The sequence below is a fragment of the Oerskovia sp. Root918 genome, assembly GCF_001428945.1.
Taxonomy (GTDB): domain Bacteria; phylum Actinomycetota; class Actinomycetes; order Actinomycetales; family Cellulomonadaceae; genus Oerskovia; species Oerskovia enterophila.
This window is the reverse complement of sequence record NZ_LMJG01000011.1, coordinates 70198-95079: the sequence shown is the minus strand read 5'-3', so window position 1 is coordinate 95079 and position 24882 is coordinate 70198. Positions and strand designations below refer to the sequence as shown.

Annotated in this window: 25 protein-coding genes and 1 tRNA gene; 14 read left to right on the top strand and 12 right to left on the bottom strand. The window is 73.4% G+C overall.

Going from position 1 to position 24882, the window contains the following annotated elements:
* Window positions 1–133 precede the first annotated feature (133 nt).
* The 6 genes from ASE27_RS08065 (at window position 134) to ASE27_RS08040 (ending at window position 5743) form a co-directional block, all read left to right on the top strand.
* Entirely contained in the window at window positions 134–655 is a 522-nt protein-coding gene (locus tag ASE27_RS08065; RefSeq protein WP_157257456.1) for a hypothetical protein, read from the top strand.
* Window positions 656–862: 207 nt separating this feature from the next.
* Window positions 863–1588 carry a biotin transporter BioY gene (locus ASE27_RS08060; RefSeq protein WP_235535389.1) on the top strand — a complete coding sequence of 242 codons (726 nt, stop codon included), beginning with the start codon at window positions 863–865 and terminating at the stop codon, window positions 1586–1588.
* 18 nt (window positions 1589–1606) lie between these two features.
* A complete protein-coding gene (locus ASE27_RS08055; protein ID WP_056648523.1) occupies window positions 1607–3040 on the top strand; it encodes an AMP-binding protein in 1434 nt (477 codons plus the stop codon).
* Complete coding sequence (locus tag ASE27_RS08050; RefSeq protein WP_056648521.1) at window positions 3037–4230, top strand: thiolase family protein; 1194 nt, start codon at window positions 3037–3039, stop codon at window positions 4228–4230. The genes ASE27_RS08055 and ASE27_RS08050 overlap by 4 nt, the downstream gene beginning before the upstream one ends.
* A complete protein-coding gene (locus ASE27_RS08045; protein ID WP_082608691.1) occupies window positions 4227–5057 on the top strand; it encodes an energy-coupling factor ABC transporter ATP-binding protein in 831 nt (276 codons plus the stop codon). Before ASE27_RS08050 ends, ASE27_RS08045 begins: the two co-directional genes overlap by 4 nt.
* Window positions 5054–5743, top strand: a complete 690-nt coding sequence (locus ASE27_RS08040; protein ID WP_082608690.1) for an energy-coupling factor transporter transmembrane protein EcfT — start codon at window positions 5054–5056, stop codon at window positions 5741–5743. The genes ASE27_RS08045 and ASE27_RS08040 overlap by 4 nt, the downstream gene beginning before the upstream one ends.
* Window positions 5744–5759: 16 nt before the next feature.
* On the opposite strand, the gene ASE27_RS21160 is transcribed toward ASE27_RS08040, so the two are convergent.
* A complete protein-coding gene (locus ASE27_RS21160; protein WP_369819005.1) occupies window positions 5760–6116 on the bottom strand; it encodes a WYL domain-containing protein in 357 nt (118 codons plus the stop codon).
* A 71-nt stretch (window positions 6117–6187) separates the two neighbouring features.
* Window positions 6188–7123 (bottom strand): phosphotransferase, encoded by a 936-nt coding sequence (locus ASE27_RS08030; protein WP_056648517.1) that lies wholly within the window; start codon window positions 7121–7123, stop codon window positions 6188–6190.
* Window positions 7124–7480: 357 nt separating this feature from the next.
* Here ASE27_RS08030 and ASE27_RS08025 point away from each other — a divergent pair, with 357 nt between their 5' ends.
* Complete coding sequence (locus ASE27_RS08025; protein ID WP_235535388.1) at window positions 7481–9784, top strand: choice-of-anchor I family protein; 2304 nt, start codon at window positions 7481–7483, stop codon at window positions 9782–9784.
* Window positions 9785–9789: 5 nt separating this feature from the next.
* Complete coding sequence (locus tag ASE27_RS08020) at window positions 9790–10872, top strand: WxL protein peptidoglycan domain-containing protein (protein ID WP_056648515.1); 1083 nt, start codon at window positions 9790–9792, stop codon at window positions 10870–10872.
* Window positions 10873–11085: 213 nt separating this feature from the next.
* On the opposite strand, the gene ASE27_RS08015 is transcribed toward ASE27_RS08020, so the two are convergent.
* The 7 genes from ASE27_RS08015 to ASE27_RS07985 all read right to left on the bottom strand — a co-directional run bounded on the left by ASE27_RS08015 (window position 11086) and on the right by ASE27_RS07985 (window position 17769).
* Complete coding sequence (locus ASE27_RS08015) at window positions 11086–12339, bottom strand: MFS transporter (protein ID WP_056648513.1); 1254 nt, start codon at window positions 12337–12339, stop codon at window positions 11086–11088.
* Window positions 12336–13070: a helix-turn-helix transcriptional regulator gene (locus ASE27_RS08010; RefSeq protein WP_056648511.1), complete on the bottom strand. Its 735-nt coding sequence runs from the start codon at window positions 13068–13070 to the stop codon at window positions 12336–12338. The genes ASE27_RS08015 and ASE27_RS08010 overlap by 4 nt, the downstream gene beginning before the upstream one ends.
* Window positions 13071–13234: 164 nt before the next feature.
* Window positions 13235–13855 carry a response regulator transcription factor gene (locus tag ASE27_RS08005; protein ID WP_056648509.1) on the bottom strand — a complete coding sequence of 207 codons (621 nt, stop codon included), beginning with the start codon at window positions 13853–13855 and terminating at the stop codon, window positions 13235–13237.
* Window positions 13852–15195 carry a sensor histidine kinase gene (locus ASE27_RS08000; protein WP_200955921.1) on the bottom strand — a complete coding sequence of 448 codons (1344 nt, stop codon included), beginning with the start codon at window positions 15193–15195 and terminating at the stop codon, window positions 13852–13854. The genes ASE27_RS08005 and ASE27_RS08000 overlap by 4 nt, the downstream gene beginning before the upstream one ends.
* Window positions 15196–15204: 9 nt before the next feature.
* A complete protein-coding gene (locus tag ASE27_RS07995) occupies window positions 15205–15969 on the bottom strand; it encodes an ABC transporter permease (protein WP_200955920.1) in 765 nt (254 codons plus the stop codon).
* Window positions 15969–16904, bottom strand: a complete 936-nt coding sequence (locus tag ASE27_RS07990) for an ABC transporter ATP-binding protein (RefSeq protein ID WP_056648507.1) — start codon at window positions 16902–16904, stop codon at window positions 15969–15971. The genes ASE27_RS07995 and ASE27_RS07990 overlap by 1 nt, the downstream gene beginning before the upstream one ends.
* 97 nt (window positions 16905–17001) lie before the next feature.
* Window positions 17002–17769, bottom strand: coding sequence for a phosphatase PAP2 family protein (locus ASE27_RS07985; protein ID WP_082608689.1), 768 nt, complete (start codon window positions 17767–17769; stop codon window positions 17002–17004).
* 151 nt (window positions 17770–17920) lie between these two features.
* On the opposite strand from ASE27_RS07985, the gene ASE27_RS20215 reads away from it, so the two are divergent.
* Complete coding sequence (locus tag ASE27_RS20215; RefSeq protein WP_157257454.1) at window positions 17921–18070, top strand: hypothetical protein; 150 nt, start codon at window positions 17921–17923, stop codon at window positions 18068–18070.
* Window positions 18071–18185: 115 nt separating this feature from the next.
* On the opposite strand, the gene ASE27_RS07980 is transcribed toward ASE27_RS20215, so the two are convergent.
* Entirely contained in the window at window positions 18186–18761 is a 576-nt protein-coding gene (locus ASE27_RS07980) for a type 1 glutamine amidotransferase domain-containing protein (RefSeq protein ID WP_056648506.1), read from the bottom strand.
* 177 nt (window positions 18762–18938) lie between these two features.
* Here ASE27_RS07980 and orn point away from each other — a divergent pair, with 177 nt between their 5' ends.
* From orn to ASE27_RS07960, 4 genes are all read left to right on the top strand, one after another.
* A complete protein-coding gene (gene orn / locus ASE27_RS07975; protein ID WP_369819004.1) occupies window positions 18939–19577 on the top strand; it encodes an oligoribonuclease in 639 nt (212 codons plus the stop codon).
* A 69-nt stretch (window positions 19578–19646) separates the two neighbouring features.
* Window positions 19647–19722 (top strand) — tRNA-His (locus ASE27_RS07970).
* Between the two features lie 129 nt (window positions 19723–19851).
* Complete coding sequence (locus ASE27_RS07965) at window positions 19852–21258, top strand: FAD-binding oxidoreductase (RefSeq protein WP_056648955.1); 1407 nt, start codon at window positions 19852–19854, stop codon at window positions 21256–21258.
* Window positions 21255–22529 carry a class I SAM-dependent methyltransferase gene (locus tag ASE27_RS07960; RefSeq protein WP_056648503.1) on the top strand — a complete coding sequence of 425 codons (1275 nt, stop codon included), beginning with the start codon at window positions 21255–21257 and terminating at the stop codon, window positions 22527–22529. Before ASE27_RS07965 ends, ASE27_RS07960 begins: the two co-directional genes overlap by 4 nt.
* Before the next feature lie 48 nt (window positions 22530–22577).
* Here ASE27_RS07960 and ASE27_RS07955 read toward each other — a convergent pair whose 3' ends face one another.
* The gene (locus ASE27_RS07955) at window positions 22578–22967 is read right to left on the bottom strand and encodes a nuclear transport factor 2 family protein (protein ID WP_056648501.1); all 390 of its coding nucleotides are present in this window, start codon (window positions 22965–22967) and stop codon (window positions 22578–22580) included.
* A 309-nt stretch (window positions 22968–23276) separates the two neighbouring features.
* Between ASE27_RS07955 and ASE27_RS07950 the strand changes: the two genes are divergently transcribed.
* Window positions 23277–23756, top strand: coding sequence for a hypothetical protein (locus tag ASE27_RS07950; protein ID WP_056648499.1), 480 nt, complete (start codon window positions 23277–23279; stop codon window positions 23754–23756).
* Window positions 23757–23925: 169 nt separating this feature from the next.
* Here the strand turns inward: ASE27_RS07950 and ASE27_RS07945 are convergent, their stop codons facing one another.
* On the bottom strand, window positions 23926–24846 hold the full coding sequence (locus ASE27_RS07945) for a RimK family alpha-L-glutamate ligase (protein ID WP_056648497.1): 921 nt from the start codon (window positions 24844–24846) through the stop codon (window positions 23926–23928).
* Between the last annotated feature and the right edge of the window lie 36 nt (window positions 24847–24882).

The window sequence follows — 24882 nt, the reverse complement described above, 5'->3', positions numbered from 1 at the left end:
GCCGCAACAATGGTGGTGGCTGCGCGAACGACACCTCCCACCCCAGGGGCCGTCCCCACCGGGACGGGGTGTGCCCGGACGTCCAGGCACATCGAGGAGCGGATCCTCGCCCTCGAGGGGGCAAGATGCCGGTATGAGCACAGCATCAGCGGGCCCTCGATCCGGCTACGCTCTCGAGGTTTTGCGCTACGACAGGTCCACCGCCCTGTGGTGGGGTGAGGGCGCCGATGGCGGCGACGTCGTCGCGACCCGGAGCGGCAGGGTGCTCACGTGGGCGAGCCCCGAGGACTGCTTCTCAGCAACCGCCGTCGAGGGCTGGGACGTGGCGGACGACGAGACGACGCGGACGGACCTGACTCCTGCCCTCGAGTGGCTCGCTCGCCGGCGAGCCCTCGACGCCGAGGCGGCTCTCGACGCATGGAACCTGGCTGGCGACATGGCGCGCAGCACGGGAACGCCCTGGGGAGACCGTGGGCGCGTCGCGGACGCCTGCCACCGCAAGCTCACCGTGGCGTGCGTCCCGTGGCTCGTCGGGCAGGACGACTGCTCACCCCGGTGGACCGTGACCGAGGAGCGTTACCTGCGCAGGCGGGTCGGTGCGGCGATCGCGCTGTTCGACCAGCAGGTCGTGGGGCGTCGCCGCCAGCGCCCGTAGGCCTACCCCCGGCGACCATGCCGAGACGATTCCTCAAGCCAGGGCCCTGCGAGGCCACACCGGTTGGAGGTTTCCTCCAACCGGTTGTCGACTTCCGCCAACGCTCCCAGCACTCCGTGATCCATGGCGCCGACGCACCAGCGCCCCGTCCCCGACAAGAGTGGACACGTGCCACCCGGCACCTCACGCCCTTCCCGAGGAGACCCCGTGGCCCGCCCAGTGCGCACCGACCTGCCCGCAGACCTGCCCGCTGACGTGCCCGGCAGCGAGCACCCCGACGTGCCGACCGCGCCGGACCAGCCGGCCGCGGCCCTGGACCCTGCCTCCTCCCGCTGGCGCCTCTCCGCCGCCGACGCCGCCCGCATCGCGACCTTCGCCGCGCTCACCGCGGTCCTCGGCATGCCCGGCTCGCTGGCCCTGTTCGGCAACGCCGTCCCGATCACGCTCCAGACCCTGGGCGTCATGCTCGCCGGAGCCCTCCTGGGCGCGTGGCGCGGCGCGCTCGCGATGCTCGCGTTCCTGGCCCTGGTCGCGGCGGGCCTCCCGCTCCTGTCGGGCGGCCGCGGCGGCCCTGCGGTCTTCGTGGGCCCGTCGGCGGGCTATCTGATCGGGTTCGTGGTGGGAGCAGCGGTCGTCGGCCTGATCGTCGAGCGGTTCCGCACCCTGACGTTCTGGCGGGTCCTGGCCGCGAGCGTCGTGGGCGGCATGCTCGTCATGTACGCCCTGGGCATCCCGCTCCAGGCGCTCGTCACGGGCTTCCCCCTCCAGACCGTCGCGACCGGCTCGCTCATGTACCTCCCGGGCGACGTCGTCAAGGCCGTGATCGCGGCCTCGGTCACGGTCGGCGTGGTCCGCGCCTACCCCGCCGCGTCGCCCCTGCGCCGCGCCGAGCGCGCCTCCGGGCAGCAGCCCGCCGCGAGCCCCGCGGCCTGATCGACCTACGATCCCCTCATGCCCGTCGCCCACGCCGTCATCGCGCACGCCCGCAGCTCCGCAGGGGGTCGCTGCGCGCTGCGCTCACCGGAGCGCTCCCGCACCTACCGAGCCCTCGCCGCCGACGTCGCGGCGGGAGCAGAGTTCCTGCGGGCGACCGGGACGGTCGTGGGCGATGTCGTCGCGATCTCGCTGCCCGACCCGGTCGACCTCCTCACGGCCCTCCTCGCGGTCGACCTCGCGGGCGCGACTCCCCTGGTCTGCGACCACACGTGGTCGCGCGCCCAGCGCGCCGAGGTCCTGCGGACGATCGCCCCGGCGGGCTTCGTCGAGGTCCCGCTCCCGCGCGGCAGCGCCGCGGACGCGCTCGCCCCGCTGAGCGCCCCGGTCACGAGCAGCCTGCCCGACGACGTCGCTCCCCCCGAGCCCTCGGCCTCGGCCCTCGCGTGGGCCGGGTTCTCGTCGGGGAGCACGGGTCGCCCGCGCGCGGTCGCCCGCACCCGCGACTCCTGGGCAAGGTCCTTCCCTGCGGCCGCGCGCCTCACGGGCACCCGACCCGAGGACACCGTGCTGGTGCCCGGCCCGCTCGCGTCCTCGCTCTACTGCTTCGCGGCAGTGCATGCGCTCTCGACGGGGGCGTGCGTCCAGCTCGCCACGGGGGCCGCCGCGATCACCACGGCCCTGGCGACCTCCGACGTCGTGCACCTCGTCCCCTCGGCGCTCGAACCGATCCTCGACGCGATCGAGGCGGGTGCTCCGAGCCGCCTGCGGACCGCCGTGGTCGGCGGCGCCTCGCTCCCCGCGGACGTGCGCGAGCGCGCGGGGCGCGCCGGGGTCGGCGTCGTGACCTACTACGGGGCCGTCGAGCTGTCGTTCGTCGCGATCGACACCGACGGCACGGGCCTCCGCCCCTTCCCCGGGGTCGAGGTCGAGGTGCGCGAGCTGCCCGGCGCCACGCTCGGCGAGGTCTGGGTGCGGTCGCCGTGGGTCGCGCAGGGCTACCTCGCGCGCGCGACCGGCCCGTTCCGCCGCGAGGGCGAGTGGTCGACCGTGGGCGACCTCGCGGAGCTCCCCACCCCCACCCACCCGGACACCCCCCTGGTCCTGCGCGGGCGCGGTGACGGCGCGATCCTCACGGGGGGCGCGACCGTGGTCCCGGAGGACGTCGAGGTCGTGCTGCGCGCGATCCCGGGCGTCGAGGACGTCGTGGTCGTCGGGACCCCGCACCGCCGCCTGGGCGCGGTCGTGACGGCCGTGGTCCAGTGCGCCGACCGCCCAGGCCTGCGCGCCCACCTCGAACGGGTCGCCCGGGCCTCGCTCTCCACGGCCCAGCGCCCGCGGCGCTGGTACGGCGTGCGCGAGCTGCCGCGGACGCCGTCGGGCAAGGCGGCACGTGGCGCGATCAGCGAGGCGCTGCTGTCGGGCGGCCCCGCGTACGAGGCGCTGCGGTGAGCGCGTCCCCCGACTCCCCCGTGGTCGTCGCCGCGCGGCGGACCTGGATCGGCACGGCGAACCACGGGCACGCCCACCTCTCGGCGACCGACCTCGCCGCCCCCGTCCTCGGCGCGGTGCTCGCCGACCTCCCGGCGGGCCACGGGCTGGGCGTCGAGGACGTCGTGCTCGGGAACTGCACGGGACCCGGCGGGAACCTCGCCCGCGTCGCGGTCCTCGCCGCCGCCCTGCGCGACCCCGCAGGCCCGCTGACCGACCGCGTGCCCGGCCTCACGATCGACCGGCAGTGCGGCAGCGGCCTGGCGGCGATCCTGCTCGCGGCCCAGGGCGTCCGCGCCGGCGACGGCGACGGCGACCTGGTCCTGGCCGGAGGCGTGGAGAGCGCCTCGACCGCCCCGCTGCGCGCTCACCGCCCGCCCCGCGGATCGGGGGCCCCGCCCGTGCCCTACGACCGCGCCCCGTTCACCCCGGCCGCGCTCGGCGACCCCGACATGGGCGCCGCGGCCGACGTCCTGGCCCGCGAGCGCGGCCTCGGCCGCGAGCGCCAGGACGCCTACGCCGCCCGCTCGCACGCCCGCGCCCTGGCCGCGCACGCCGAGGGCCGCTTCGACGCGGAGGTCGTCCCGGTCGGCGGCCTCACCCGCGACGAGCGCGCCCGCAGGCTCGATCCCGCGCTGCTCGCGCGCCTCCCGTCCGCCTTCACGCCCGGCGGCTCCGTGACCGCGGGCACAGCGAGCCCGGTCAGCGACGGGGCCGCGGCCGTCGCGATCGTCCCCGAGCACGTGCGGGCACGGCTGGGCCTGCCGGGTCTGCGGCTCGTGGGCGGCCTGACGCGCGGCTGCGACCCACGCCTGCCCGGGTGGGGCCCGGTCCCGGCGGTGCGCGAGCTGCTCGCCCGCACGGGCCGCACCACGGGCGACCTCGCGGCGGTCGAGCTCGTCGAGGCCTTCGCTGCGCAGGTCCTGGCGTTCACCGACGCGCTCCGCCTGCCCGACGACGACGCGCGCCTCTGCGCGGACGGCGGCGCCCTGGCCCTGGGGCACCCGTGGGGGGCGAGCGGAGCGGTGTCGGTCGTGCGGCTGTTCAGCAGGCTCGTACGCGCAGAGGCCCCGACCGGTGCGCTCGGCCTCGCGGCGGCCGCGGTGGGCGGCGGCCTGGGAGTGGCGGCGTTGTTCGAGGTCGTCCGATGAGCTGGTTGCGCACGCGGCGGTCCACGGGCACCGGTCCGGGTGCCGACGGCGTGCGGCCTGGTTCCGGTGCCACCACCGCAGCCGATCGGCGGCCGGCCGTCGGTCCGACGACCACGGCGACCGCTCCACCCGAGGTGGGCTGCGTCGTCGGGCTCGAGGACGTGCACGTGCGCCTGGGCGAGCGCGACGTCCTGCGCGGGGTCACCACGGAGCTGCGCGAGCGACGCATCGGGATCGTGGGGGCCAACGGCTCGGGCAAGAGCACCCTGGCCCGGCTGCTCAACGGGCTCGTCCTGCCCACGCGCGGCAGCGTCCGGGTCGACGGCCTGGACACCCGCCGCTCGGGCGCCCAGGTGCGCCGGCGCGTGGGCTTCGTGTTCTCCGACCCCGACGCCCAGATCGTCATGCCGACCGTGGCCGAGGACGTCGCCTACTCGCTGCGCCGCAGCGAGCACGACCGTCCCGCGCGCGACCGGCTCGTCGCCGACTGGCTCGCGCGCCACGGCCTCGACGGGCACGCCGACCACCCCGCGCACCTGCTCTCGGGCGGTCAGAAGCAGCTCCTCGCCCTCACGTCGGTGCTCGTCAGCGGGCCGCGCCTCGTGGTGGCCGACGAGCCCACGACGCTGCTCGACCTGCGCAACACGCGTCGCGTCGCGTCGCTGCTCGCCGAGATCCCGCAGCAGGTCGTGCTCGTCTCGCACGACCTCGATCTCATGGCAGGCTACGACCGCGTCCTCGTGGTCGACGAGGGTCAGGTCGTTGCCGACGACGAACCCGCTCCCGCGATCGCGTACTACCGCCGGCTCCTGGACGACCGGCCGTGAGCGGGTCGAGCCCGGCCGCCGTCACGGACGTCCCGCGAGGTGGGCCCCGCTCCGCCCCGACGAGCACAGCACGGGGCGCGACGGGTCACGCGGCCGGAGCCTACGTCGTCGGGCGCTCTTTGCTGCACCGCGCCCCCGCCGGACCCAAGCTCGCGGCCCTCATGCTCTGCTCGCTCGCCCTGCTGCTGGTCCGCTCCCCGCTGGGCGTGGGTCTCGCCGCGCTCGCGGTCGCAGGCCTCTACGCGCTCTCCGGCGTCGGCCGGCGCGCCGCGTGGGGGCAGGTGCGGCCCCTGCGTGTGTTCGTGCCCGTGCTCTTCGCGCTCCAGTGGTGGCTCATGGATCTCACCTCCGCGGCCGTGCTCAGCGCGCGGCTCGTGGTCCTCGTGGCGCTCGCGGGCCTCGTCACGTGCACCACGCGGGTCGGCGACCTGCTCGGGGCGATCGAGCGCGGGCTCGCTCCCCTGGGGCGCGTGGGCGTGGACGTCGAGCGCATCGCGCTGGTGCTCGCCCTCGCGCTGCGCAGCGTGCCCGTGATCGCCGACCTCGCAGCGCGGGTCCGCGACGCGCAGCGGGCGCGCGGGCACGAGCGCGACGTCCGCGCGTTCGCCGTGCCGCTCGTCGTGGGCGCGATGCGGCAGGCCGACGCACTGGGCGAGGCCCTGCGCGCTCGCGGGTTCGACGACTGAGGTCGCCACCTGCGGATCAGTCGGGCCGGTCGCCGGGGTCCGAGGCCCGCTGGAACCGCTGGGCGAGCTCACCGAAGGCCAGCCGGAGCTCCTGCGGGTGCAGGACGTGCACGTCGGCCTCGAGACGTCCGAGGAGCGAGGCCAGCGCGGTCCACGACCACGACCCCACCTCGACGCTGCACTTGTCGGGCCCCAGGTCCTCGACCACGCCGTCCTCGACGAACGGCGCCACGTCCCGGGCCGGCAGGTCGACGACGACCTTCCCGCGGCACGGCCAGTCGTTCGCGTGCCGTCCGGTGAACCGCGCAGCGACGAACTCCTGGACGTCGCCCCCGGGGACCTCGCGCGGCGTGAACCGCGGGCCCGTGTGCAGGCGGGCGTGACGTGGGTGCTCGACGTCGAGGTCGCCTGGAACGCCTGAGCCGCCGCCGACCGCCTCGTGCCTCAGGCCCGGCGCTGCGCCAACCAGTCGATCGCGACGAACCCCTGCCGCCGTTGGAACGCGCGCAAGGTCGGCATGTTCTGCGGTGCGGGGTGCCGTGCGGCGTCGAAGAAGTAGCCCGCGAGCCCCGCGAGGAAGGCGTCGACGTGGTCGCGTGTCGCCCCGCGGAAGAGCGGGTGCGAGGACGCGATCGCGTCGACGTCGACCGTGCTGTCGTTGACGCGCGCGTCGAGCAGCAGGGTCAGGGCGTCGACCCATCGGGCGCCCGTCCCGGCCCACGGCCAGTCGACGACCCACACGCGTGAGGACTGGTCGACCAGCACGTTGTCGAAGCGGAGGTCGAGGTGGACGAGCCGGTCGCCGTGCGCGGCCTGCGCGGCCGTCGCCGCGAGCGCCTCGAGCTCGTCGAGGTGCTCGAGCGCCCAGGCGGGCAGCCCCGCCAGGTGGTCGTCGGCGCGCAGCCGTGACCAGCCCTCGAACGTGGGGGCGAGCTCGGTCGTCGCGTCGGGGAACGGTGAGGTGCCGGACCCGTCGCGGACCACGGGGAGCTCGAGCAGGGCGCCGAGCACCGCGATGAGCTCGCGGCGCTCGGGCGGCAGGTCGGGGTGCCGGCCCTCGACGTCCTCGACGACGAGCGCGACCCACTCGTCGCTCTCGTGCGCCCCCAGGAGCCGGGGCGCGGGGGCCGCGCCGGGCAGGCGGCGCAGCACGTCGAGCTCGCGCCGATGGATGTCGTACGCGTCGGCGTTGCGCGATCGGCTCACGGCCTTGACGAAGGCGCGCGCGCCCGAGGCGGTGCGCACGCGGTCGGCGCTGCCGGGCGAGTAGCCCTGAACCTGGCTCGTGGCGAAGACCACCGGGCTCCCCAGGATCTCCTCGACGTCCGTGCGCACCTGCGGTGCGAGCTCCTGCCAGGTCGTGCGCCGCGTCGAGTCCACCCGGTGAGACTAGTGGTCGGGCCGGGGCGACGGTGGAGGCGCGCGCCCGCGAGTCGGCGGGACATCTCTGGCATCGACCGGTCGGCAGGACGACGGGCCGGCATCGGCCGCGCTCCTGCCCCACGACGCCACCGAGGCCGCGGACCCGTTGTCAGAACGTGGTCGGGGCAGAGCCCGGCCACGTTCTGACAACTCGCCGCAGCAAGGGGCGAGACGGCCGGTTCGTCCCCTCCGCCCCACTCGTCACCCGGCCGCCCCCGTCACGTCGGGCGCCGTTCACCGACGCGACACCCGCCCCGCCTAGGTTCCGAGCGTCTGCCCTGCACCCTGCAGGGCCATCGGAACGAGGAGCACGGAATGCGCGTGGTTCACCAGTCCCGCCTGCGTCACCCGAGGTCGGCCGGGATCGTGGCTGCCGGCCTCACGGTCGCCGTCGCTGCCGGGACGTTCGGGGTCGTCGGCACCGCCGTCGCCGCCCCCGACCCGTCCGTCCCCCCTGCTGTCACCCTCTCGCCGCTCGGCACGTACTCCACGGGCCAGCTCGACGAGTCCGCTGCGGAGATCGTCGCGTTCCACGCGGCCTCCCAGCGCCTGTTCGTCGTCAACGCCCAGTCCGGGAAGGTCGACGTCCTCGACGCCCAGGACCCCACGGCCCCGACCCGCCTGTTCGAGCTCGAGCTCGCGGTCGGCGGCACGGCCGCCGCGGACGGCTCGGTCGTCGCGGCCGACGCCGTCGTGAACTCGGTCGCGATCCGTCCCGACGGCCTCGCCGTCGCCGCGGTCGAGTCCGGTACCAAGACCGACGACGGGTGGCTCGTGTTCTTCGACGCCGCCGCGCCCGTGACCACGCCGGGAGCCGCCCCCGCGTCCGCGATCCTCGGCGCCGTGCGCGTGGGCGCGCTGCCCGACATGGTGACGTTCTCGCCCGACGGCACGCGCATCGCGGTCGCGAACGAGGGCGAGCCCGCGGACGACTACAGCGTCGACCCCGAGGGCTCGATCTCGATCGTCACGGCCCCCGCGAGCCTCGCGAGCGCCGCCCAGGGCGACGTCCGCACCGCGACGTTCCACGCGTTCGAGGCCGGCGGCTCCAGGACGCTGCCGGCCGGTGTCCGGGTGTTCGGCGGCCGCGAAGCCGCGGGCACGGGCGTCCCCCAGCGGCCCGTCTCGGAGAACCTCGAGCCCGAGTACATCGCCTGGGACGCGACCGGCACGGTCGCCTACGCGAGCGTGCAGGAGGCGAACGCGCTCGCGGTCGTCGACGTCGCGAGCGCGACCGTGACCGACCTGCTGCCGCTCGGGACGCAGGACCACCTCGCCGCGGGCAAGGGGCTCGACGCGTCCGACAAGGACGGGAAGATCGACATCCGCTCCTGGCCCGTCAAGGGCCTCTACCAGCCCGACACGATCGCCTCGTACCAGGCGGGCGGCGCGACCTACCTCGTGACCGCGAACGAGGGCGACTCGCGCGACTGGAAGGCCTGGTCCGAGGTCAAGCGCGTCAAGGACCTCGGCAAGAAGGGCGTGCCCGGCCTGTGCGCCGACGCGTTCTCGTCGTTCGTCGGCGCGTCCGGCAACCCCGCGACGCTCGCCGACCTCACCGCGGACGCCCACCTGGGCCGGCTCAACATCAGCACCGCGAGCGGCCTGCGCGCCGACGGCTCGTGCTACGAGGAGCTGTACTCGTACGGGTCGCGCTCGTTCTCGATCTGGTCGACCGACGGCCGCCAGGTCTTCGACTCGGGCGACGCGTTCGAGCAGCTCGTGGCCTCGGTCGAGCCCGGGTTCTTCAACTCGAACCACACCGAGTCCGGGTTCGACGGGCGCAGCGACGACAAGGGGCCCGAGCCCGAGGGGCTCACCCTGGGTGAGGTCGGCGGACGCACGTACGCGTTCATCGGCTTCGAGCGCGTGGGCGGGATCGCGGTCTTCGACGTGACCGACCCCGCGCAGGCGACTTACGTCTCCTACGTCAACAACCGCAGCTTCTCCGTGAGCGCCGAGGCGACGCCCGAGAAGCTCGCCGAGGCCGGCGACCTGGGTCCTGAGGGCCTCACGTTCGTCCCGGCGAGCGACTCGCCCACGGGCGCGCCGCTCCTCGCCGTCGGGAACGAGGTCTCGGGCACCACGACGTTCTACGGCGTCGACGTGCCCGGCGCCGAGCCCGGAGACGGCCAGATCGACCTCACGGTCACCATCCCGGCCGCGCCCGTCGAGCCGGGCGAGTTCGTCTGGACGATCGACGGTGGCGCCCGCGTGGTCGACCTCGGCACGGCCCGGCTCGCGGGCGACCACCTCGCAGCGACCGGCCGCCTGGGCGCCGTGACGGTGACGGACACCCGAGCGACCGCCCCCGCCTGGTCCGTCTCGGCGCAGGTCGGGGACTTCACCACGACCGCCGGGGCGCGCACGCTCCCCGGCAAGCACCTCGGGTGGACGCCCGCACTGGTCACGGCCGGCGGCGGGACGCTCGCCGGCGCTCCGGTGGCCTCGGGCCTGGTGAGCGGCAACGGCCTGGCCGACTCCGCCCTGCTCGGGTCCGCAGCGGCCGGGCACGAGCCGGGCAGCGCGGTCCTCGGGGCCGACCTGGACCTGCGCTTCCCGGTCGACGCGGCGGCCGGGACGTACACGGCCACGCTGACCCTCACGGCGATCGGCTGACCGACATGACCCGTCGCATCGTGCACACCGGCACGGCGACCTTCCCGTCCCGCAGCGCGGCGGGTCCCGTGCGCGGTGTCGCGGCGGCGCTCCTGCTCGGGGCGGTGGCAGCGCTGCTGTCCGCCGCCCCGGCCGGCGCCACGGCTCAGCCCGTCGCTCTGCCGGTGACCTGGGGCGTCGCCCCTGCCTCCGCCCCGACCTTCGACTTCGCCCTGGAACCCGGCGCGACCCTCACCGACCAGCTCGTCGTGACCAACCACGGCGAGGTCCCGCTCGACCTCGCGGTCTACGCCGCGGACGCCTTCACCTCACCTACGGGAGCGCTCGACGTCCTGCCCGCCGGCACACCGTCCGAGGACCTGGGCGCCTGGATCTCGACCGACGTCCCGCAGGTCCTGGTCGCCCCCGGTGAGCGCGTGGCGGTCCCCTTCACCCTCACGGTCCCGGCCGACGCCACGCCGGGCGACCACACGGCCGCGGTCGTGACCTCGCTCGTGACGGGCGCGGGCGCGGGCGCGGGAGCGGGTGGGGTCGCGGTCGACCGGCGCCTCGGCACACGAGTCCTGGTCCGCGTCGCGGGCGACCTCGCCCCGTCCGCGACCGTCACGAACGTCGACGCCGACTACGCCGGGTCGTGGAACCCCGCCGGCACGGGCGACGCGCACCTCACGTTCACGGTGACCAACACGGGCAACGTGCGTCTCACGGGCCCGCTCGCGGCGACGGTCGCCGGCCCCATGGGTGTCGGGGCCGTCTCGGTCCCGCTGGGCGACCTGCCCGAGCTCCTGCCCGGCGACGCGATCACCCTCACGGGCACCGCGACGGGGGTCGCGCCGCTCGGGCGCCTGTCGGCGTCGGTCGCGCTCGCGCCCGTGGTCGCCACGACGGCGACCACCACCCTGCCCGACGACGCCACCTCCCACGCCCTCGACCCCGCCACGGGCGAGGCTCACCTGTGGGCGGTCCCGTGGTCGGTGCTCGCGGTGGCGACCCTCCTGGTGGGTGCGGTGCTCGCGTGGCGGACGCTGCGCCGTCGGGCACGCGTGCGCTTCGAGGCTGCGGTCCAGGACGCGCTCGCGGCCGCCTGACCGCCTGACCGCGCCACGGCCTGTTCCGGACCGCCACCGGCAGCCACGCACGGCCCCGGACGGACACCGAGCACCCCGGCACGTGTTGTCAGAAGTGGGCCGAGGTATCCCCCGGCCCACTTCTGACAACCCATCCGTGGCAGGTCGTTGCGGCGACCGGCTCGCGGTCCTCACCCCTCGGTCGCCGGCCCCCCAGCCGCCAACCGTCAGCTCTCAGCCCTCAGCCGTCGCCCCGGCCACCGCAGCCTCCTCGGCCGCCGACGCACGCGACCCCTTGAGCGAGAGCAGCATCGAGACGGCGAGCCCGGCCGCGGTCAGCCCGACCAGCAGGCGGTAGTCGACGACCCCGACGACGGCCGCCGCGACCACGGTCATGACGAGCTGCGGGACGTTGAGCAGCATGTTCGTCGCTGCCGACGTGCGCCCCTGGAGCGTGGCCGGCGTCTTGAGCTGGCGCTCGGTGACGAACCCGACGATCGCCCACGTGACCCCCAGGCCGATCGCGCCCATGCCCACGACGATCGCCACGAGGTTCGTGCCCAGCGCGGGCAGGATGCCGAGCGTCACGATCCCGAGCGCGAGCGCGACCAGTCGCTGCGACCCGATCCGCTTGATCATGCGCGCGGCCGTGAGACCCGCGACGATCGCCGTGACGCCCTGGACGCTCGAGATGGGCCCGAGCATCTCCGGCCCCAGCCCCAGGCCTCTCTCGATGATCGCGAAGCTCACCGCGTTGAGCACACCCACGGCCCCGAACCCGACCGCGAGCGCCACCGTCAGGACGCCGAGCGGGGCGGTGCGGAAAAGGTGTCGGAACCCCGCCGTGACCTCGGCGAGGAACGGCTCGCGCTCGTCCTGCGGTGTCGGCGGGGTCTCCACGAGCACGATCCGGGACACGAAGAACGCCGCGACCACGAACGCGACCACGGCCGAGACCACGAGGGGCAGCGGCCCGACCGCGACGTACACACCAGCGCCGATGACGGGCATGACGAGGCGGAACGTCTGGTCGATCGTCGTGAGCCGGCCGTTGGCAGCCCCCAGGGCCTCGTCGGGCAGGAGGTCGCGGATGAGCCCCGACTGGGCCGCGGCCGTCGCGAACCCGATCCCCGAGTACAGGACCGTGACCACGAAGATCAGCCAGACCTGCCCAGGACCGCGCACGGCGAACAACGAGAGCAGCGAGACCGCGCCGACGAGGTAGGCCACGATCATCATGCGGCGGCGCGAGACGCGGTCGGCGACCTGGCCGAGCAGCGGCGAGACGAGCGCCGGGAGGCCCAGGGCCGCGAAGACCAGGCCCGCGGTGCCGTTCGAGCCCGTGAGGTCCTTGACCCACACCGCGAAGATGATCGCGAGGACCGAGTCCGCGAAGTTCGTGAATCCCCACGCGACCGTGAGGAAGCGGAAGGGCCGGGTACGCAGCGCCTGCTTGACCAGGGTCGCCTCGTCGGTGGTCGTGCTCATACGCGGGGCTCCTCGCCGGTCGGCAGCTCGACCGTGACCGGCCCGTCCGCGGGCGTGCCCGGGGTCCGGGCCGCGGGGCTCCCGGCGTCCGCCGGCGCGTCGGGGTCGAACGGGTCCGCGTTGACGACGCCGAAGAACCGCGCGGGCCGCGATCCCTCGGGGCGCAGCTCGGGGTGCGTCCAGCGACCTTCGAAGCGGTCCGTGATCGCCTGGAGCTCGCGCGAGAGCTCGGTCAGCTCCTCGGGCGTCGCCCAGAACGAGCTCTTGGTCATGACCGAGGCGAGCAGCCACTCGTGGGGCTGGCGGGGCGCGCTGTCGATCCAGTGCGCGACCCGCGCTGCCTCCTGGTCGACGATGATCCGCGCGAGCTCGCCCGCGGCCCGCAGCGACTCGGGCTGCTCAGGGTCGTAGCGGCTGGTCCGTCCGGTGCCCACGGGCTTCCACGGCTTCTCGCGACCGACCCGCTCGGCGGGCTCGACGAACCCGTACTTGGCGAGCATGCGCAGGTGGAACGAGCAGCTCGCGACCGACTCCCCCGTGACCTCGGCGCAGCGCGTGGCCGTGGCCTGGCCCTCGTCGTCGAGCAGGTCGAGGATCGCGAGGCGCAGCGGGTGCGCCAGGGCCCGGATGCGCTCCGGGTCGGAGGTCGTGACGGCCTCGTCGCGCTGCGCCGGGGCCGGGGCCTGTGCGGGCGGGTGCGCGACGTCGTCGGGCGGGGTGCTGGCTGGCATGCCGCCACCCTACGACTCTAAAGAAGTCTTGCGCAAGAGTTCTTTAGAATGCTCCCGGCTCGAGCGGCCGACTCCCGTCGCGCAGCTCGCCGCCCGACGTGGCACCGCCGGCCCCGTCTGCCCCGTCGGCCCCGCCGGCGAACGCCGCCTGCGCCCAGGTGGCGTCACGTCAACAGGCGACGGCGGTAGCCCTCGGCCACCGCCGAGGCCCGATCGCGGACGCCCAGCTTGTCGTAGACGTGCTGCAGATGGGTCTTGATGCTCGCCTCGCCGATGAACAGCGTCGCAGCGGCCTCCCGGTTCGAGCTGCCGTTCGCGACCAGCTGCAGCACCTCCTTCTCGCGATCGGTCAGCGTGCCCGCGCCGGGCCTGCGTACCTGGCCCATGAGGTGCTGCGTCACCGACGGCGCGAGCACCGACTCTCCGCGCGCGGCCGCACGGACCGCTCGCATCAGCTCGTCGGGCAGCGCATCCTTCAGGAGATAGCCGATCGCCCCCGCCTCGATCGCCGGCAGCACGTCGCTCTCGCTGTCGAAGGTGGTCAGGACCAGCACCCGGGCATCCGGCGCCCGCTCACGCAGGGCCGCCGTCGCGGCGACGCCGTCCATCCTGGGCATCCGAAGGTCCATGAGCACGACGTCCGCAGCCAGCGCCGTCGCCCGTTCGACGCCCTCGGCGCCGTCGCCGGCCTCACCGACCACCACGATGTCCTCGACGTCCGCGAAGGTGTCACGCAGGCCGCCTCTCACGATCGGATGGTCGTCGACGATCACCAGTCGAATCATCGGTCCGTCTCCTCCGTCGCTCGCGCGCCCCCGGGAGCGATCGCCGGGACGCGCGCGCTGACGGACGTCCCTTCGCCCGGCGTGCTCTGCACCTCGATGTGACCGCCGACGCCCCGGATGCGCTGGCGCATGCTCGTCAGGCCGAACCCGGCCCCGCTCCCTCTCACGAACCCGCGTCCGTCGTCCCGCACGTCCAGCAGCACCTCGGGGCCCGTGTACGAGAGCGTGACGCCGACGCGCGAGGCCTCGGCGTGCTTCGCCACGTTGGTCAGCGACTCCTGCGCGACCCGGAAGAGCGACACCTCGATCGCCGGGCTCAGCGGCTCGCGGGTGCCGGTGACCTCCACCTGCGCACTGATCCCCTGGTCCTGCGACCATCGTTCGGTCAACGTGCGCAGCGCGTCGGGAAGGTGCGCTCGGCCGAGCTCCCGAGGAGCGAGCGCCTGCACGGACCGTCTGGCCTCGGTCAGGCTGCTGCGCGCGAGCCGGAGCGCGCGCTCGACGTGCTCGTCCTTCTCACCCCGTGCCCCGGCGGAACGCTCCGCGGCCTGGAGCTGCGTGATGATGCCGGCGAGCCCCTGGGCCAGGGTGTCGTGGATCTCGCCGGCCAGCCGCTGCCGCTCGTCGTGCGCCCCGGACTCCCGGGCCTGAGCGACGAGCTGGGCGTGGAGCCCGGCGTTCTCGTGCAGCGCCGCCTCGAGCCGCTCGACGAGCTCCTCGCGCTTGCGCTCCTCCGGCTCGCTCCGCGCCGTCAGCAGGATCCCCACCCCGATCGCCGCGGTCTGCACCGCGACGATCAGGAGGAGCTCCGCGAGCACCTCCGGGGTCGGGTCGACCCACACGCTCATCGCCGAGCCGTTGAGTGCCACGGAGGTGGCCAGCACCGCGAGCACGCCCACGGGCCACGGTCTGAGGAGGTACGCCTGGAAGAAGCACGCGACCGTGAAGACGAGGAACACGTCGGAGTACGTCATCAGGGCGACGCACAGCGCCAGCAGCCCGACGAAGTAGATGCCGGCCGGCACCGGCCGGAGCGCCCTGCGCCGCAGGGGCAGCGTCTGCCCGAACAGCACCCACAGGGCCGAGACCGCGACCAGCCCGAGGACGGAGGCGCCCTCGGGCCAGAAGCGTTCACCGGAGGCCGGCAGCACCTGCGAGAAGTAGATCGCCGTCGAGATCGTCAGCAGGAGCCACGGCGTGACCAGCTGCAGGAGGTCCCAGACCCGCAGCTGCTCCTTCCTCCAGGCCAACCGGGAGCGGTGCGCGATCTCCGCCTCTTCCGCGACCGTGGATTCGAGCGTCGCAGGGATCGGCCGCTCGTCGGCCCCGACGTCCCCCATCTTCGACACCTACTCCCAGCGGAAGAGTCGTGCGGCGATCGCGCTCGCGATCACCGCGATACCCGCCATCATGGCGATCTGCAGCCAGAACGGCTGCCCGCCGGCGGTGGCGGTGATCTCGCCCGCCTCGGTGGACCACGCAGCGGTGAGCGCCTGCAGCCCGGGCGGGACGACCTCACCGACCTCGCGCAGCGCGTCGGGCATGAGGACACGGGGCAGGAAGGCCCCGCCGAAGAACATTAGCGCAACGAGAAGGAGGGTGCCGATCTGGTTCGCGGCGCTGCTCGTGCGGACCACGGCGGCGGAGATCAGGCCGATCCCGAGCAGTGCCGCATAGCCGACGACGAAGGCGACGACGAACTCCAGCGGCCGCTCGGGCGGTGCGATGTCCAGCACCGCCCACGCGAAGAAGATCAAGAGCACCGCAGAGACGACCACGGAGCCGAACGCCACGATCATCTGTGCGGACAGGATGCTGCGCGGATGCGCCGGAGTGGTCGACAGCCTGCGCAGGATGCCGCGCTCCCGGTAGGTCGCGATCACCACCGGGACGTGCTGCACGGCGATCATCACCATGCCGAACACCAGTGCGGTCGGAGCCCAGACGTCGATGGCTCGGAGCCCACCGGTCTCCGGCGTCACCTCGCCGAGCGCCGGGACGGCCCCCAGCCCGAGCAGCAGTCCCGTCGGGAACAGCACGCCGAAGACCACGGTGGCCGAGTCGCGGAGGAAGAGCTTCGTCTCGACCGTGACCATCTTCAGGCGAGCGCGCATCAGCCGACCTTCCTCTCGGAGCCTTCGGTGGATTCCGGGGCGCGTCCCGTGAAGGCCACGAACGCGTCGTCGAGGGTGCGCTGGTCGACGCGGAGGTCTTCCACGACGACCTGCGCCCGGGCGAGCGCACCTGCGACGCCGCTCACGAGCTGCCCCCTGCCGGTGACCAGCCAGGAGCCCTCGACGACCTCGACACCGCTCACCTCGGGAAGCTCGGTGAGGATGCTCCTGTCCAGCGGCCGGCTCACACGGAACCGGATCTGCTGCTCCGCGGTCGCCTGCGCGATCAGCCCCGCGGGCGTGTCCACCGCGACGACCCGGCCGCCGTCGATCACGGCGATCCGGTCGCTGAGGCGCTCCGCCTCGTCCATGAAGTGCGTCACGAGGAGGATCGTGACGCCTGTGTCACGGACCCGTTCGACGAGGCTCCAGGTGTCCCGCCTCGCCTGCGGGTCCAGGCCCGTCGTGAGCTCGTCGAGGATCGCGACCTTCGGGTTGCCGACCAGGGCGAGCGCGATCGAGAGCCGCTGCTTCTGCCCTCCCGAGAGCGCCTTGTACCGCGTGCTGCGCTTCTCGGTGAGACCGAGCAGCTCCATGAGCTCGCGCCAGTCGACGGGGTCCCGGTAGAAGGAGCTGTAGAGATCGAGCGCCTCGGAGACCGTGATCGCGTCGGGGAAGCTGCTCTCCTGCAGCTGCACGCCGAGTCGCTCACGCACCTCCGCCCGGTCCGTGACCGGGTCGAGCCCCAGCACGGAGATCGAGCCCGAGTCGGGCGTCCGCAGGCCGGCGATGCTCTCGACGGTCGTCGTCTTGCCGGCACCGTTGGGCCCGATGATGCCGAAGATCTCCCCCTCCTCGACGGTGAAGGAGACGTCGTCGACGGCGACGTGCTGCCCGTAGCGCTTGTGCAGGTGTCGTACTTCCAGTGCGGTCATGCTGCGAGGCTATGGACGCACCACCCCGTGCCGCATCGACCGTTGCGGCTGGGCTCGGGTGGATGCGCGCATCCACCGTTCGGTGGACCTGCAGCACTCAGGCCGAGCTCCCGGCGCGTGACTGCTCCCCCAGGTCGTGCAGCCTGTCGATCACCACCACGCCCCCGAGCACCGCGACCGCGAGGCTCGCACCCGCGAGCACGTCGGTCACGAAGTGATACCCCAGGTACAGCCGGCTGCCCCCCACGACGGCGATCACCGCGACGCTCACGACGACCCACAGCACGAGCACGAGCCTGCGCTGCCGCCCTTCCTGCCACTGCCGCCACACGAGGTACCCACCGACCAGCACGAGGGTCGCCGCGCCGATCGTGTGCCCCGACGGGAACGAGAAGCTGCGCTCGACGCCCGGGACGACCATGGCGGCGTCGTCGGGCCGTGGCCTGGCCACGAGCGCCTTGAGGACCGAGGACACGACCGTCGAGGCGATCATGGCCCCGGCCAGCAGGCCGGGCTCCCACCAGCGCTTGGTCGCGAGCCCCCACCACAGGCACCCCACGCCGACGAGGATCGGCAGCACCACCGGGCCGAAAAGGTTCGTGACCACGGTCAGGACCGACGTCGCGGCCACGGTCCGGTGCGCGACCATCCACGCGAGCACGGCGTCATCGGTGAACCAGAGGTCGTCGCGCTCGCGCACCGAGTCGTAGACGACCAGGAAGCCCAGCACGCCGATCACGACCAGGACCAGGCCGGGCAGGGCGGCGACGAGCCGCGCGCGCCACACGCTCCCCGTGCCCGACGGCGCCACCTCCCCCGCGCTCACGTCACGTCGTGCGTCGCTCGGCTCGCTGTCTGCTCCCATCCAGAGAGCCTAGGGAGAAAAAGGCGTGCACCGCCCGGCGAGGAGGTGGTTGTGTTGCACCTATCACCGCGGTGGCGTCCGTCCGGTCAGTACCGGGCGGTGGAGGACCCGGCCAGGTCCACGAATCCGACGTCACGAAAGACGAACCACCATGCATCCCCAGCTCATGCACGACGTCGCCGACCTCGGCCGGCGCGAGCAGCTCCAGGAGCAGACGCTGCGCCGCAGCAGCCTGCGACGGACGACGACCCGCATCCCGGCGCGCACCCGGCAGGCACGCCTGCCGCGTCGCACCGCATGACGGCGCCCGACCGCTCGGTGATCTCCCGCCGACCGGGCACCCACGACCGAAGGCCCTGACCTCCTCGTCACAGGAGTCAGGGCCTTCGTGCTGCGGGCTGACGGCCACGGTCGCGTCAGGCGCTCACGGCGCTCTCGCTGAGGACGGCGTCGACCTCGCGCAGGAAGTCGGGGAGGTCGCCGGGATTGCGTGACGTCACGAGCGCCCACCCCTCGGCGTCGTCCCGCACGACCGACCGGTCTTCCCAGGAACCGCCCGCGTTGCGGACGTCCGTCTGCAACGACGGGTAGGACGTCAGGGTCTTCCCCGCGAGCACGCCCGCCTCGACGAGCACCCAGGGGCCGTGGCAGATCGCCGCGACCGGTCGGCCCGAGGTCGCGAACGACCGGACGGCCTCGACCGCCGTGCCCTCGAGCCGCAACGAGTCGGCGTTCAGCGTGCCGCCGGGCACGAGCAGCAGGTCGTAGCCGCCGGGGTCGACGTCCTGCAGCCGGAGCGTGGGCGGGACGGTGGTGCCCGGGTCCTTGTCCCCGACGAGGGTCTCGACGGGGTCGCTCGTCACAGCAGCGACGTCGACGTCCACCCCTGCGGAGCGCAGGTGCTCGAGCGGGACCACGAGCTCGTCCTGCTCGACGCCGTAGTTCGTCACGATCGCGAGGACGCGACGGCCTGCCAGGTCCGTGTCAGCCATGGTTGTCTCCTTCACGTGGTGGTGGGGAGCCCGAGGGAGCCTCCTCCGGGTCTTCTTCGACCGTAGGTCCGGCCCGCTCCGCTCGCAGCGCGGGCCGCCACGTCCTTCGTCACGGCCTAGGCTGTGGGCGTGAGCCCTGTGAACACCAATGACCGCATCGTGTGGATCGACTGCGAGATGACCGGTCTCGATCTGGGCGCCGACGCGCTCATCGAGGTCGCCGCCGTCGTCACCGACTCCGAGCTGAACGTCCTGGGCGACGGGATCGACGTCCTCATCGCCCCGCCGGCCGAGGCGCTCGAGCAGATGGGCGACTTCGTCCGCGAGATGCACACCACGTCCGGGCTCCTCGAGGAGCTGCCGGGCGGCACCACCATGGCCGACGCGCAGGCCCGTGTGCTCGAGTACATCCGCACCTGGGTCCCCGAACCGGGCAAGGCACCGCTCGCAGGGAACTCGGTCGGCACCGACAAGACGTTCCTCGAGCGCGACATGCCGGAGCTGGTGGGCCACCTGCACTACCGGATCGTCGACGTCTCCTCGATCAAGGAGCTCGCACGGCGCTGGTACCCGCGCGTGTACTTCGCGTCGCCCGCCAAGACCGGCGGCCACCGTGCGCTGGGCGACATCCTCGACAGCATCGACGAGCTGCGCTACTACCGCGAGGCGCTGTTCGTGCCGCAGCCCGGCACCGACTCCAAGACCGCGAAGGCCGTCGCCGAGCGCATCAAGGAGACCTCGGTCTCCAAGTCGATCGGGGCGTCCGGAACGGCCGCCGAGACCGGGACCGAGCCGGAGGCCGCACCCCTGTCCTGAGACCCCTCAGAAACCAGGTACACTTTTCGACGGCTGCTAAAGAGTTCTTCGGAGCTCGAGCAGGCCGTGGTGGGTATAGCTCAGCTGGTAGAGCACCTGGTTGTGGTCCAGGGGGTCGCGGGTTCAAGTCCCGTTACTCACCCCACGGAGAGAGGCCCCTCGCGTTCGCGCGAGGGGCCTCTTCTCGTTCCGGACGGCCCCCGCCCCGCACGGGCGACGGGTGTGATTCCGCTCACCGGTGGCGACCTCGCCAGCCCCACCTACAGTGGGTGAGGTGTCAGCCCCCGCGAACGTTGCCGTCCGTGGTGAGCACCAGCACGCCGAGGCCGTGGCCACGCTGGTCCGCTCCGCCGCCGCCGTCGAGCCAGGCCGCCCCTTGCGCCTGGCCAAGAGGACCACGAACCTCTTCCGTCCCAGACGTCCGTCGGACGGGCCGGGCCTCGACGCGTCGGGCCTGACGGGCGTCGTCTCGATCGACCCCGAGGCGGGTACGGCCGACGTCCAGGGCATGTGCACGTACGAGGACCTGGTCGCCGAGACCCTCCCGCACGGCCTCGTGCCGACCGTCGTCCCGCAGCTGCGCACGATCACGGTCGGCGGGGCGCTGGCGGGCCTGGGCATCGAGTCGAGCTCCCTGCGCAACGGCCTGCCTCACGAGGCGGTCCTCGAGCTCGACGTCCTGACGCCCGCGGGCGAGGTCGTCACGGCCACGCCCACGGGCGAGCACGCCGACCTCTTCCGCGCGTTTCCCAACTCCTACGGCACGCTCGGGTACGCGACGCGGGCGAGGCTGCGGCTGGACCGCACCGAGCCGTTCGTCGCGGTCCGCAACGTGCGCTTCGGTTCGGTCGCCGAGGTCGCGGCCGCGATCGGCAAGATCGCGGCGGACGGGTCGTGGGACGGCGAGCAGGTCGACTTCTGCGACGGCGTGCTGTTCGACCCGGGCGAGGTGTACCTGTGCCTGGGCAGGTTCGTGGCGGGCGAGGAGGCCCGCACGCTCGCTCCCGCCCCGAGCGACTACACGGGCCAGAAGATCTACTACCTGTCGCTGCGCGAGCGGTCGATCGACGTCCTGCGCACGCAGGACTACCTGTGGCGCTGGGACACCGACTGGTTCTGGTGCTCGCGCGCGTTCGGGGTGCAGAACCCGCTCGTGCGCAGGTTGTGGCCGCGGCGCTGGCGGCGCTCCGACGTCTACCGCAGGATCGTGGGCCTCGACGAGCGCCTGGACCTGACCGGCCACCTCGCCGACCTGCGGCACCGGCCGCGCAACGAGCGCGTGGTCCAGGACGTCGAGGTGCCGCTCGACCAGGTCGAGAGCTTCATGGCGTGGTTCACGGGCCACGTCCCCATGTCCCCGGTGTGGCTGTGCCCGTTGCGGCTCGCGTCGCCCGAGCCGTGGCCCCTGTACCCCCTCGAACCGCACCGCGTGTACGTCAACGTGGGGTTCTGGGGCGGGGTCCCGATCGCCGAAGGGGCGCACGACGGCGACGTGAACCGTCAGATCGAGATGGCGGTCGCCGTCCGGCACGGGCACAAGTCGCTCTACTCGACGTCGACGTACGGCCGCGAGACGTTCGACACCCTCTACGGCGGCCTCGACTACGCGGCCGTCAAGGACCGCTACGACCCGGCGGGGCGCACGCCCACGCTCTACGAGAAGGCGGTGCAGGGAGCATGACGCAGATCGCAGTGGCCGACGTCCTGGACCAGCTGGCCGACGGCCCGCTCCCGTTCGGGTTCACCGCGTACGACGGGTCGAGCGCGGGGCCTGCGGACGCCCCGTTCCACGTCCACTTGGCCAACGAGCGCGGCCTGCGCTACGTCGCGACGGCCCCGGGCGGGCTGGGGCTGGGGCGGGCGTACGTCGCGGGCGACCTCCAGGTCGACGGGGTACCGGCAGGCGACCCGTACCCGCTGCTCAAGGCGGCCGCGGACGGGTTGCGGCTGCGTCGTCCGAGCGCGGCCGAGGCTGCACGGATCGCTCGTGGCCTGGGCCTGGGGGTCCTGCGCCCGCCCGATCCTCCGCCCGAGGAGCACCTGTCGCGGCTACGCCGGCTCACCGAGGGCCTGCGTCACTCGCGCCGTCGCGACGCCGACGCGATCAGCCACCACTACGACGTCTCGAACGCGTTCTACGAGCGCGTCCTGGGGCCGTCCATGACGTACACGTGCGCGTGCTTCCCCACCCCGCAGTCGACGCTCGAGGAGGCGCAGGAGCACAAGTACGCGCTCGTCGCGGGCAAGCTGGGCCTGCACCCGGGCATGCGCCTGCTCGACGTGGGCTGCGGCTGGGGCGGCATGGTCCGGCACGCGGCCCGCTCAGGCGTCCGGGCCCTCGGGGTCACGTTGTCGCGCCAGCAGGCCGAGTGGGCGCAGGCGCGGATCGAGGCCGAGGGTCTCGCGGACCTCGCCGAGGTCCGCTACGCCGACTACCGGGACGTCACGGAGGGCGGTTTCGACGCCGTGAGCTCGATCGGGCTGACCGAGCACATCGGGGTCGCCAACTACCGCTCGTACTTCACGTTCCTCCAGGGACGCCTGCGTGATGGCGGGCGCCTGCTCAACCACTCGATCACGCGCCCGACCAACACCGCCCGCCCCCGCGCGGGCGGCTTCATCGACCGGTACGTCTTCCCGGACGGGGAGCTCACGGGATCGGGCCGGATCATCTCGACCATGCAGGACGTGGGTCTCGAGGTGCGGCACGCGGAGAACCTGCGCGAGCACTATGCGATGACGCTGCGCGAGTGGGGTGCGAACCTCACGCGGCACTGGGACGAGTGCGTGGCCGACGTCGGGATCGGCACGGCCCGCGTGTGGGGCGTGTACATGGCGGGGTCGCGGCTCGCGTTCGAGCGCAACGAGATCCAGCTGCACCAGGTCCTCGCGGTCCGTCCGGAGCCAGGTGGGGCGGCGGACTTCCCGCTGCGCCCGGACTGGACCCCGTAGGCCCGACAGCGCCGCGCACCGTAGGCGGTCGCGTGCGGCGAGGAGGGGTCAGGACCCGTCGCGCGCGGTCGTGAGGTGCGTGTGGGCGCACCGCCACCCGTCGGCGCCTCGGACGAACACGTCGGTGACCCACTCGTCGGAGCTGAACGCCTGCCCGCGATAGCGGCCGGTGGTGGTGCCGCGCCCGGTGAGGACGGCGACGTCCCCCAGGCCTCGCACGCTGCCGGTGATCTTGCTCATCGTCTCGTGCGTGAGATCGCCTGAGCGGACGAGGGCCAGGAAGGTCTCGCGGGACGTGATGCCGTCCTCTCCGACGATCTGCCAGTCGTCGGTGGTGAAGCGGCCGATCGCGTCGGCGTCGTTGTCGACGATCGCCCTCCCCCAGTCGGCCTCGACCACCTCGAGCTCGGCCGTGAGGTCGTGCTCCTCGTCGGTCATCCGTCCGCCTCCTGTCGGTGCTCCGTCGTCGCGGGCAGGCGCTCCGTCGAGGGCCGTCGGGACCTTGGTCCCGCCCCTCCGAACCCTTCGGCACTACGCCCCGACGGGCCTCGTCGGATCACACTTCCTCTCGTTGACAATCTGTCATCTCCGCGTGACAGAGGCCACATTCTCAAGCTTGTGAAGGCATTCACAAGCACGTTAGGGTCAACATATCGAAGCGCTCCCAGCCCCGGGTTCGCACCGAAGATCGGCCCTTTCCGTTCCTCCGTCACAGGTCGTCCGACCTCTTCCTCTGGGAGTCACACCATGAGCACCAGCACCGCTGGTCCCGCCCGGTCCGTCCGTCTCATCGGCCTCGTCACGATGATCGCAGGCCTCGTGCTGCTGCTCGCCGGCGCAGCCACCTGGGCCACCATCTCCTCGCAGCTCGCGGCCGAGAAGATCACCGTCTCCGAGGACGCCTCGATGTTCGGTGGCTCCCAGGTCCGCGGCCCGTTCACCGCGTACGCACAGGCCGAGGTCATCAACAAGCACGCGCTGGCCGCCTCGGAAGGCAAGACCTACGCCGAGCTCGACAAGGAGGACCCGGCCCGTGCGACCGTCATGAACGGCTCGTTCCTCCGCGCCTCGCTCTTCACCTCGGTCGTCTCCTACGGAGTCAGCGCTCTGGTCATGGGCCTCGGTGTCCTGTTCGGCCTCCTCGGCTACGCACTGCGCCGCATCGGAGCAGCTCCTGCCCTGGCCGCCGGTCCCTCGACGACCACCCCTGAGGTCGCCAAGGTCTGATCTCGGACCGGCTCCACCGCACGACCCGCACGACCCGCACGGCAGATCACCCGGCAAGAATCTCCCGGCATGGTGAAGGGCCGACGAGCACCAGCTCGTCGGCCCTTCATCACGTCCGGGCCCGGGGGCCTGCTGTCGCGGGGATCGTCACCGCGTCGGCGTCGGGCCGTCAGGCCGTGGGCGCCGCGACGAGCCGCTGTGCGACCGCGTCGGCGAACCGGTCGAGCGACCCCTTGCCGAGCGAGAAGAACAGCGACGGCTCCGTGAGCTCGACCTCGATGACCATGGGTGCGCCGTCGTCCCCACCCACCAGGTCGACGCGTGCGTAGAGGTTGGGCTCCTGACCCGGGACCGCCTTCGCCGCGACCGCGAGCGCCTGCTGCGCGACCTCGAGCTGCTCGGGGCTCGCCTCGAAGCGGCTCATCTCCTCCTGCTTGTACAGGCCCTGGGTGGGCCGGTGCGGCCCGGTGAGGAGCGCGTTCTTGCGCACCGCGTGCGAGAACTCGCCGTCGATGAAGACCAGGCCGGTCTCGCCGGCCGTGTCGACGCTGCGGACGTAGGGCTGGACCATGACCTGGCGCCCCGAGACCAGCAGGTTCTTGGCGTGCTGGATCGCGAGGCCGCGCGAGTGGGCCTCGCCCGACTGGTAGCGCCCGGTGTCCTTGGCCCCGGCGCTCACAACGGGCTTGATGACGAAGTCGCCCTGCGCGGGCAGGCGCGTGTGGATGGCACGCGACGACAGGTTCTGGCTCGGGTCGAGCCAGAGCGTCGGGATGACCGGCACGCCCTGCTCCTCGAGCTCGCGCAGGTAGCGCTTGTCGGTGTTCCAGCTGATGACCGCAGCGGGGTTGAGCACCCGGCCGGCGCGCTCGGCCCACTCGACGAACTCGTCGCGGCGCGGCGCGTAGTCCCAGGCGGAGCGCACGACGACCGCGTCGAACGAGGTCCAGTCGACCGTCTCGTCGTCCCACACCGAGGGCACTGCCTCGATGCCCCGTGCGGCGAGGGCACCGACGAGCGGAGCGTCGTCGGGGTCGAGGTGCGGCAGGACGGAGCAGGTGGCGACGGCGATGCGCGAGGTGGTGGTCACCCACAAGAGCCTAGACGCCCTGGGCTCACTGAACAC

Coding starts and splice junctions, on each gene's coding strand:
- ASE27_RS07985 (WP_082608689.1), bottom strand. CDS start 17,769: ATGGGAGCAGACAGCGAGCCGAGCGACGCACGACGTGACGTGAGCGCG.
- ASE27_RS07950 (WP_056648499.1), top strand. CDS start 23,277: ATGAGCACCAGCACCGCTGGTCCCGCCCGGTCCGTCCGTCTCATCGGC.
- orn (WP_369819004.1), top strand. CDS start 18,939: ATGACCGGTCTCGATCTGGGCGCCGACGCGCTCATCGAGGTCGCCGCC.
- ASE27_RS08010 (WP_056648511.1), bottom strand. CDS start 13,070: ATGCCAGCCAGCACCCCGCCCGACGACGTCGCGCACCCGCCCGCACAG.
- ASE27_RS07960 (WP_056648503.1), top strand. CDS start 21,255: ATGACGCAGATCGCAGTGGCCGACGTCCTGGACCAGCTGGCCGACGGC.
- ASE27_RS08055 (WP_056648523.1), top strand. CDS start 1,607: ATGCCCGTCGCCCACGCCGTCATCGCGCACGCCCGCAGCTCCGCAGGG.
- ASE27_RS08045 (WP_082608691.1), top strand. CDS start 4,227: ATGAGCTGGTTGCGCACGCGGCGGTCCACGGGCACCGGTCCGGGTGCC.
- ASE27_RS07980 (WP_056648506.1), bottom strand. CDS start 18,761: ATGGCTGACACGGACCTGGCAGGCCGTCGCGTCCTCGCGATCGTGACG.
- ASE27_RS08065 (WP_157257456.1), top strand. CDS start 134: ATGAGCACAGCATCAGCGGGCCCTCGATCCGGCTACGCTCTCGAGGTT.
- ASE27_RS08005 (WP_056648509.1), bottom strand. CDS start 13,855: ATGATTCGACTGGTGATCGTCGACGACCATCCGATCGTGAGAGGCGGC.
- ASE27_RS08020 (WP_056648515.1), top strand. CDS start 9,790: ATGACCCGTCGCATCGTGCACACCGGCACGGCGACCTTCCCGTCCCGC.
- ASE27_RS20215 (WP_157257454.1), top strand. CDS start 17,921: ATGCATCCCCAGCTCATGCACGACGTCGCCGACCTCGGCCGGCGCGAG.
- ASE27_RS08015 (WP_056648513.1), bottom strand. CDS start 12,339: ATGAGCACGACCACCGACGAGGCGACCCTGGTCAAGCAGGCGCTGCGT.
- ASE27_RS08000 (WP_200955921.1), bottom strand. CDS start 15,195: ATGGGGGACGTCGGGGCCGACGAGCGGCCGATCCCTGCGACGCTCGAA.
- ASE27_RS07995 (WP_200955920.1), bottom strand. CDS start 15,969: ATGCGCGCTCGCCTGAAGATGGTCACGGTCGAGACGAAGCTCTTCCTC.
- ASE27_RS08025 (WP_235535388.1), top strand. CDS start 7,481: ATGCGCGTGGTTCACCAGTCCCGCCTGCGTCACCCGAGGTCGGCCGGG.
- ASE27_RS07955 (WP_056648501.1), bottom strand. CDS start 22,967: ATGACCGACGAGGAGCACGACCTCACGGCCGAGCTCGAGGTGGTCGAG.
- ASE27_RS07990 (WP_056648507.1), bottom strand. CDS start 16,904: ATGACCGCACTGGAAGTACGACACCTGCACAAGCGCTACGGGCAGCAC.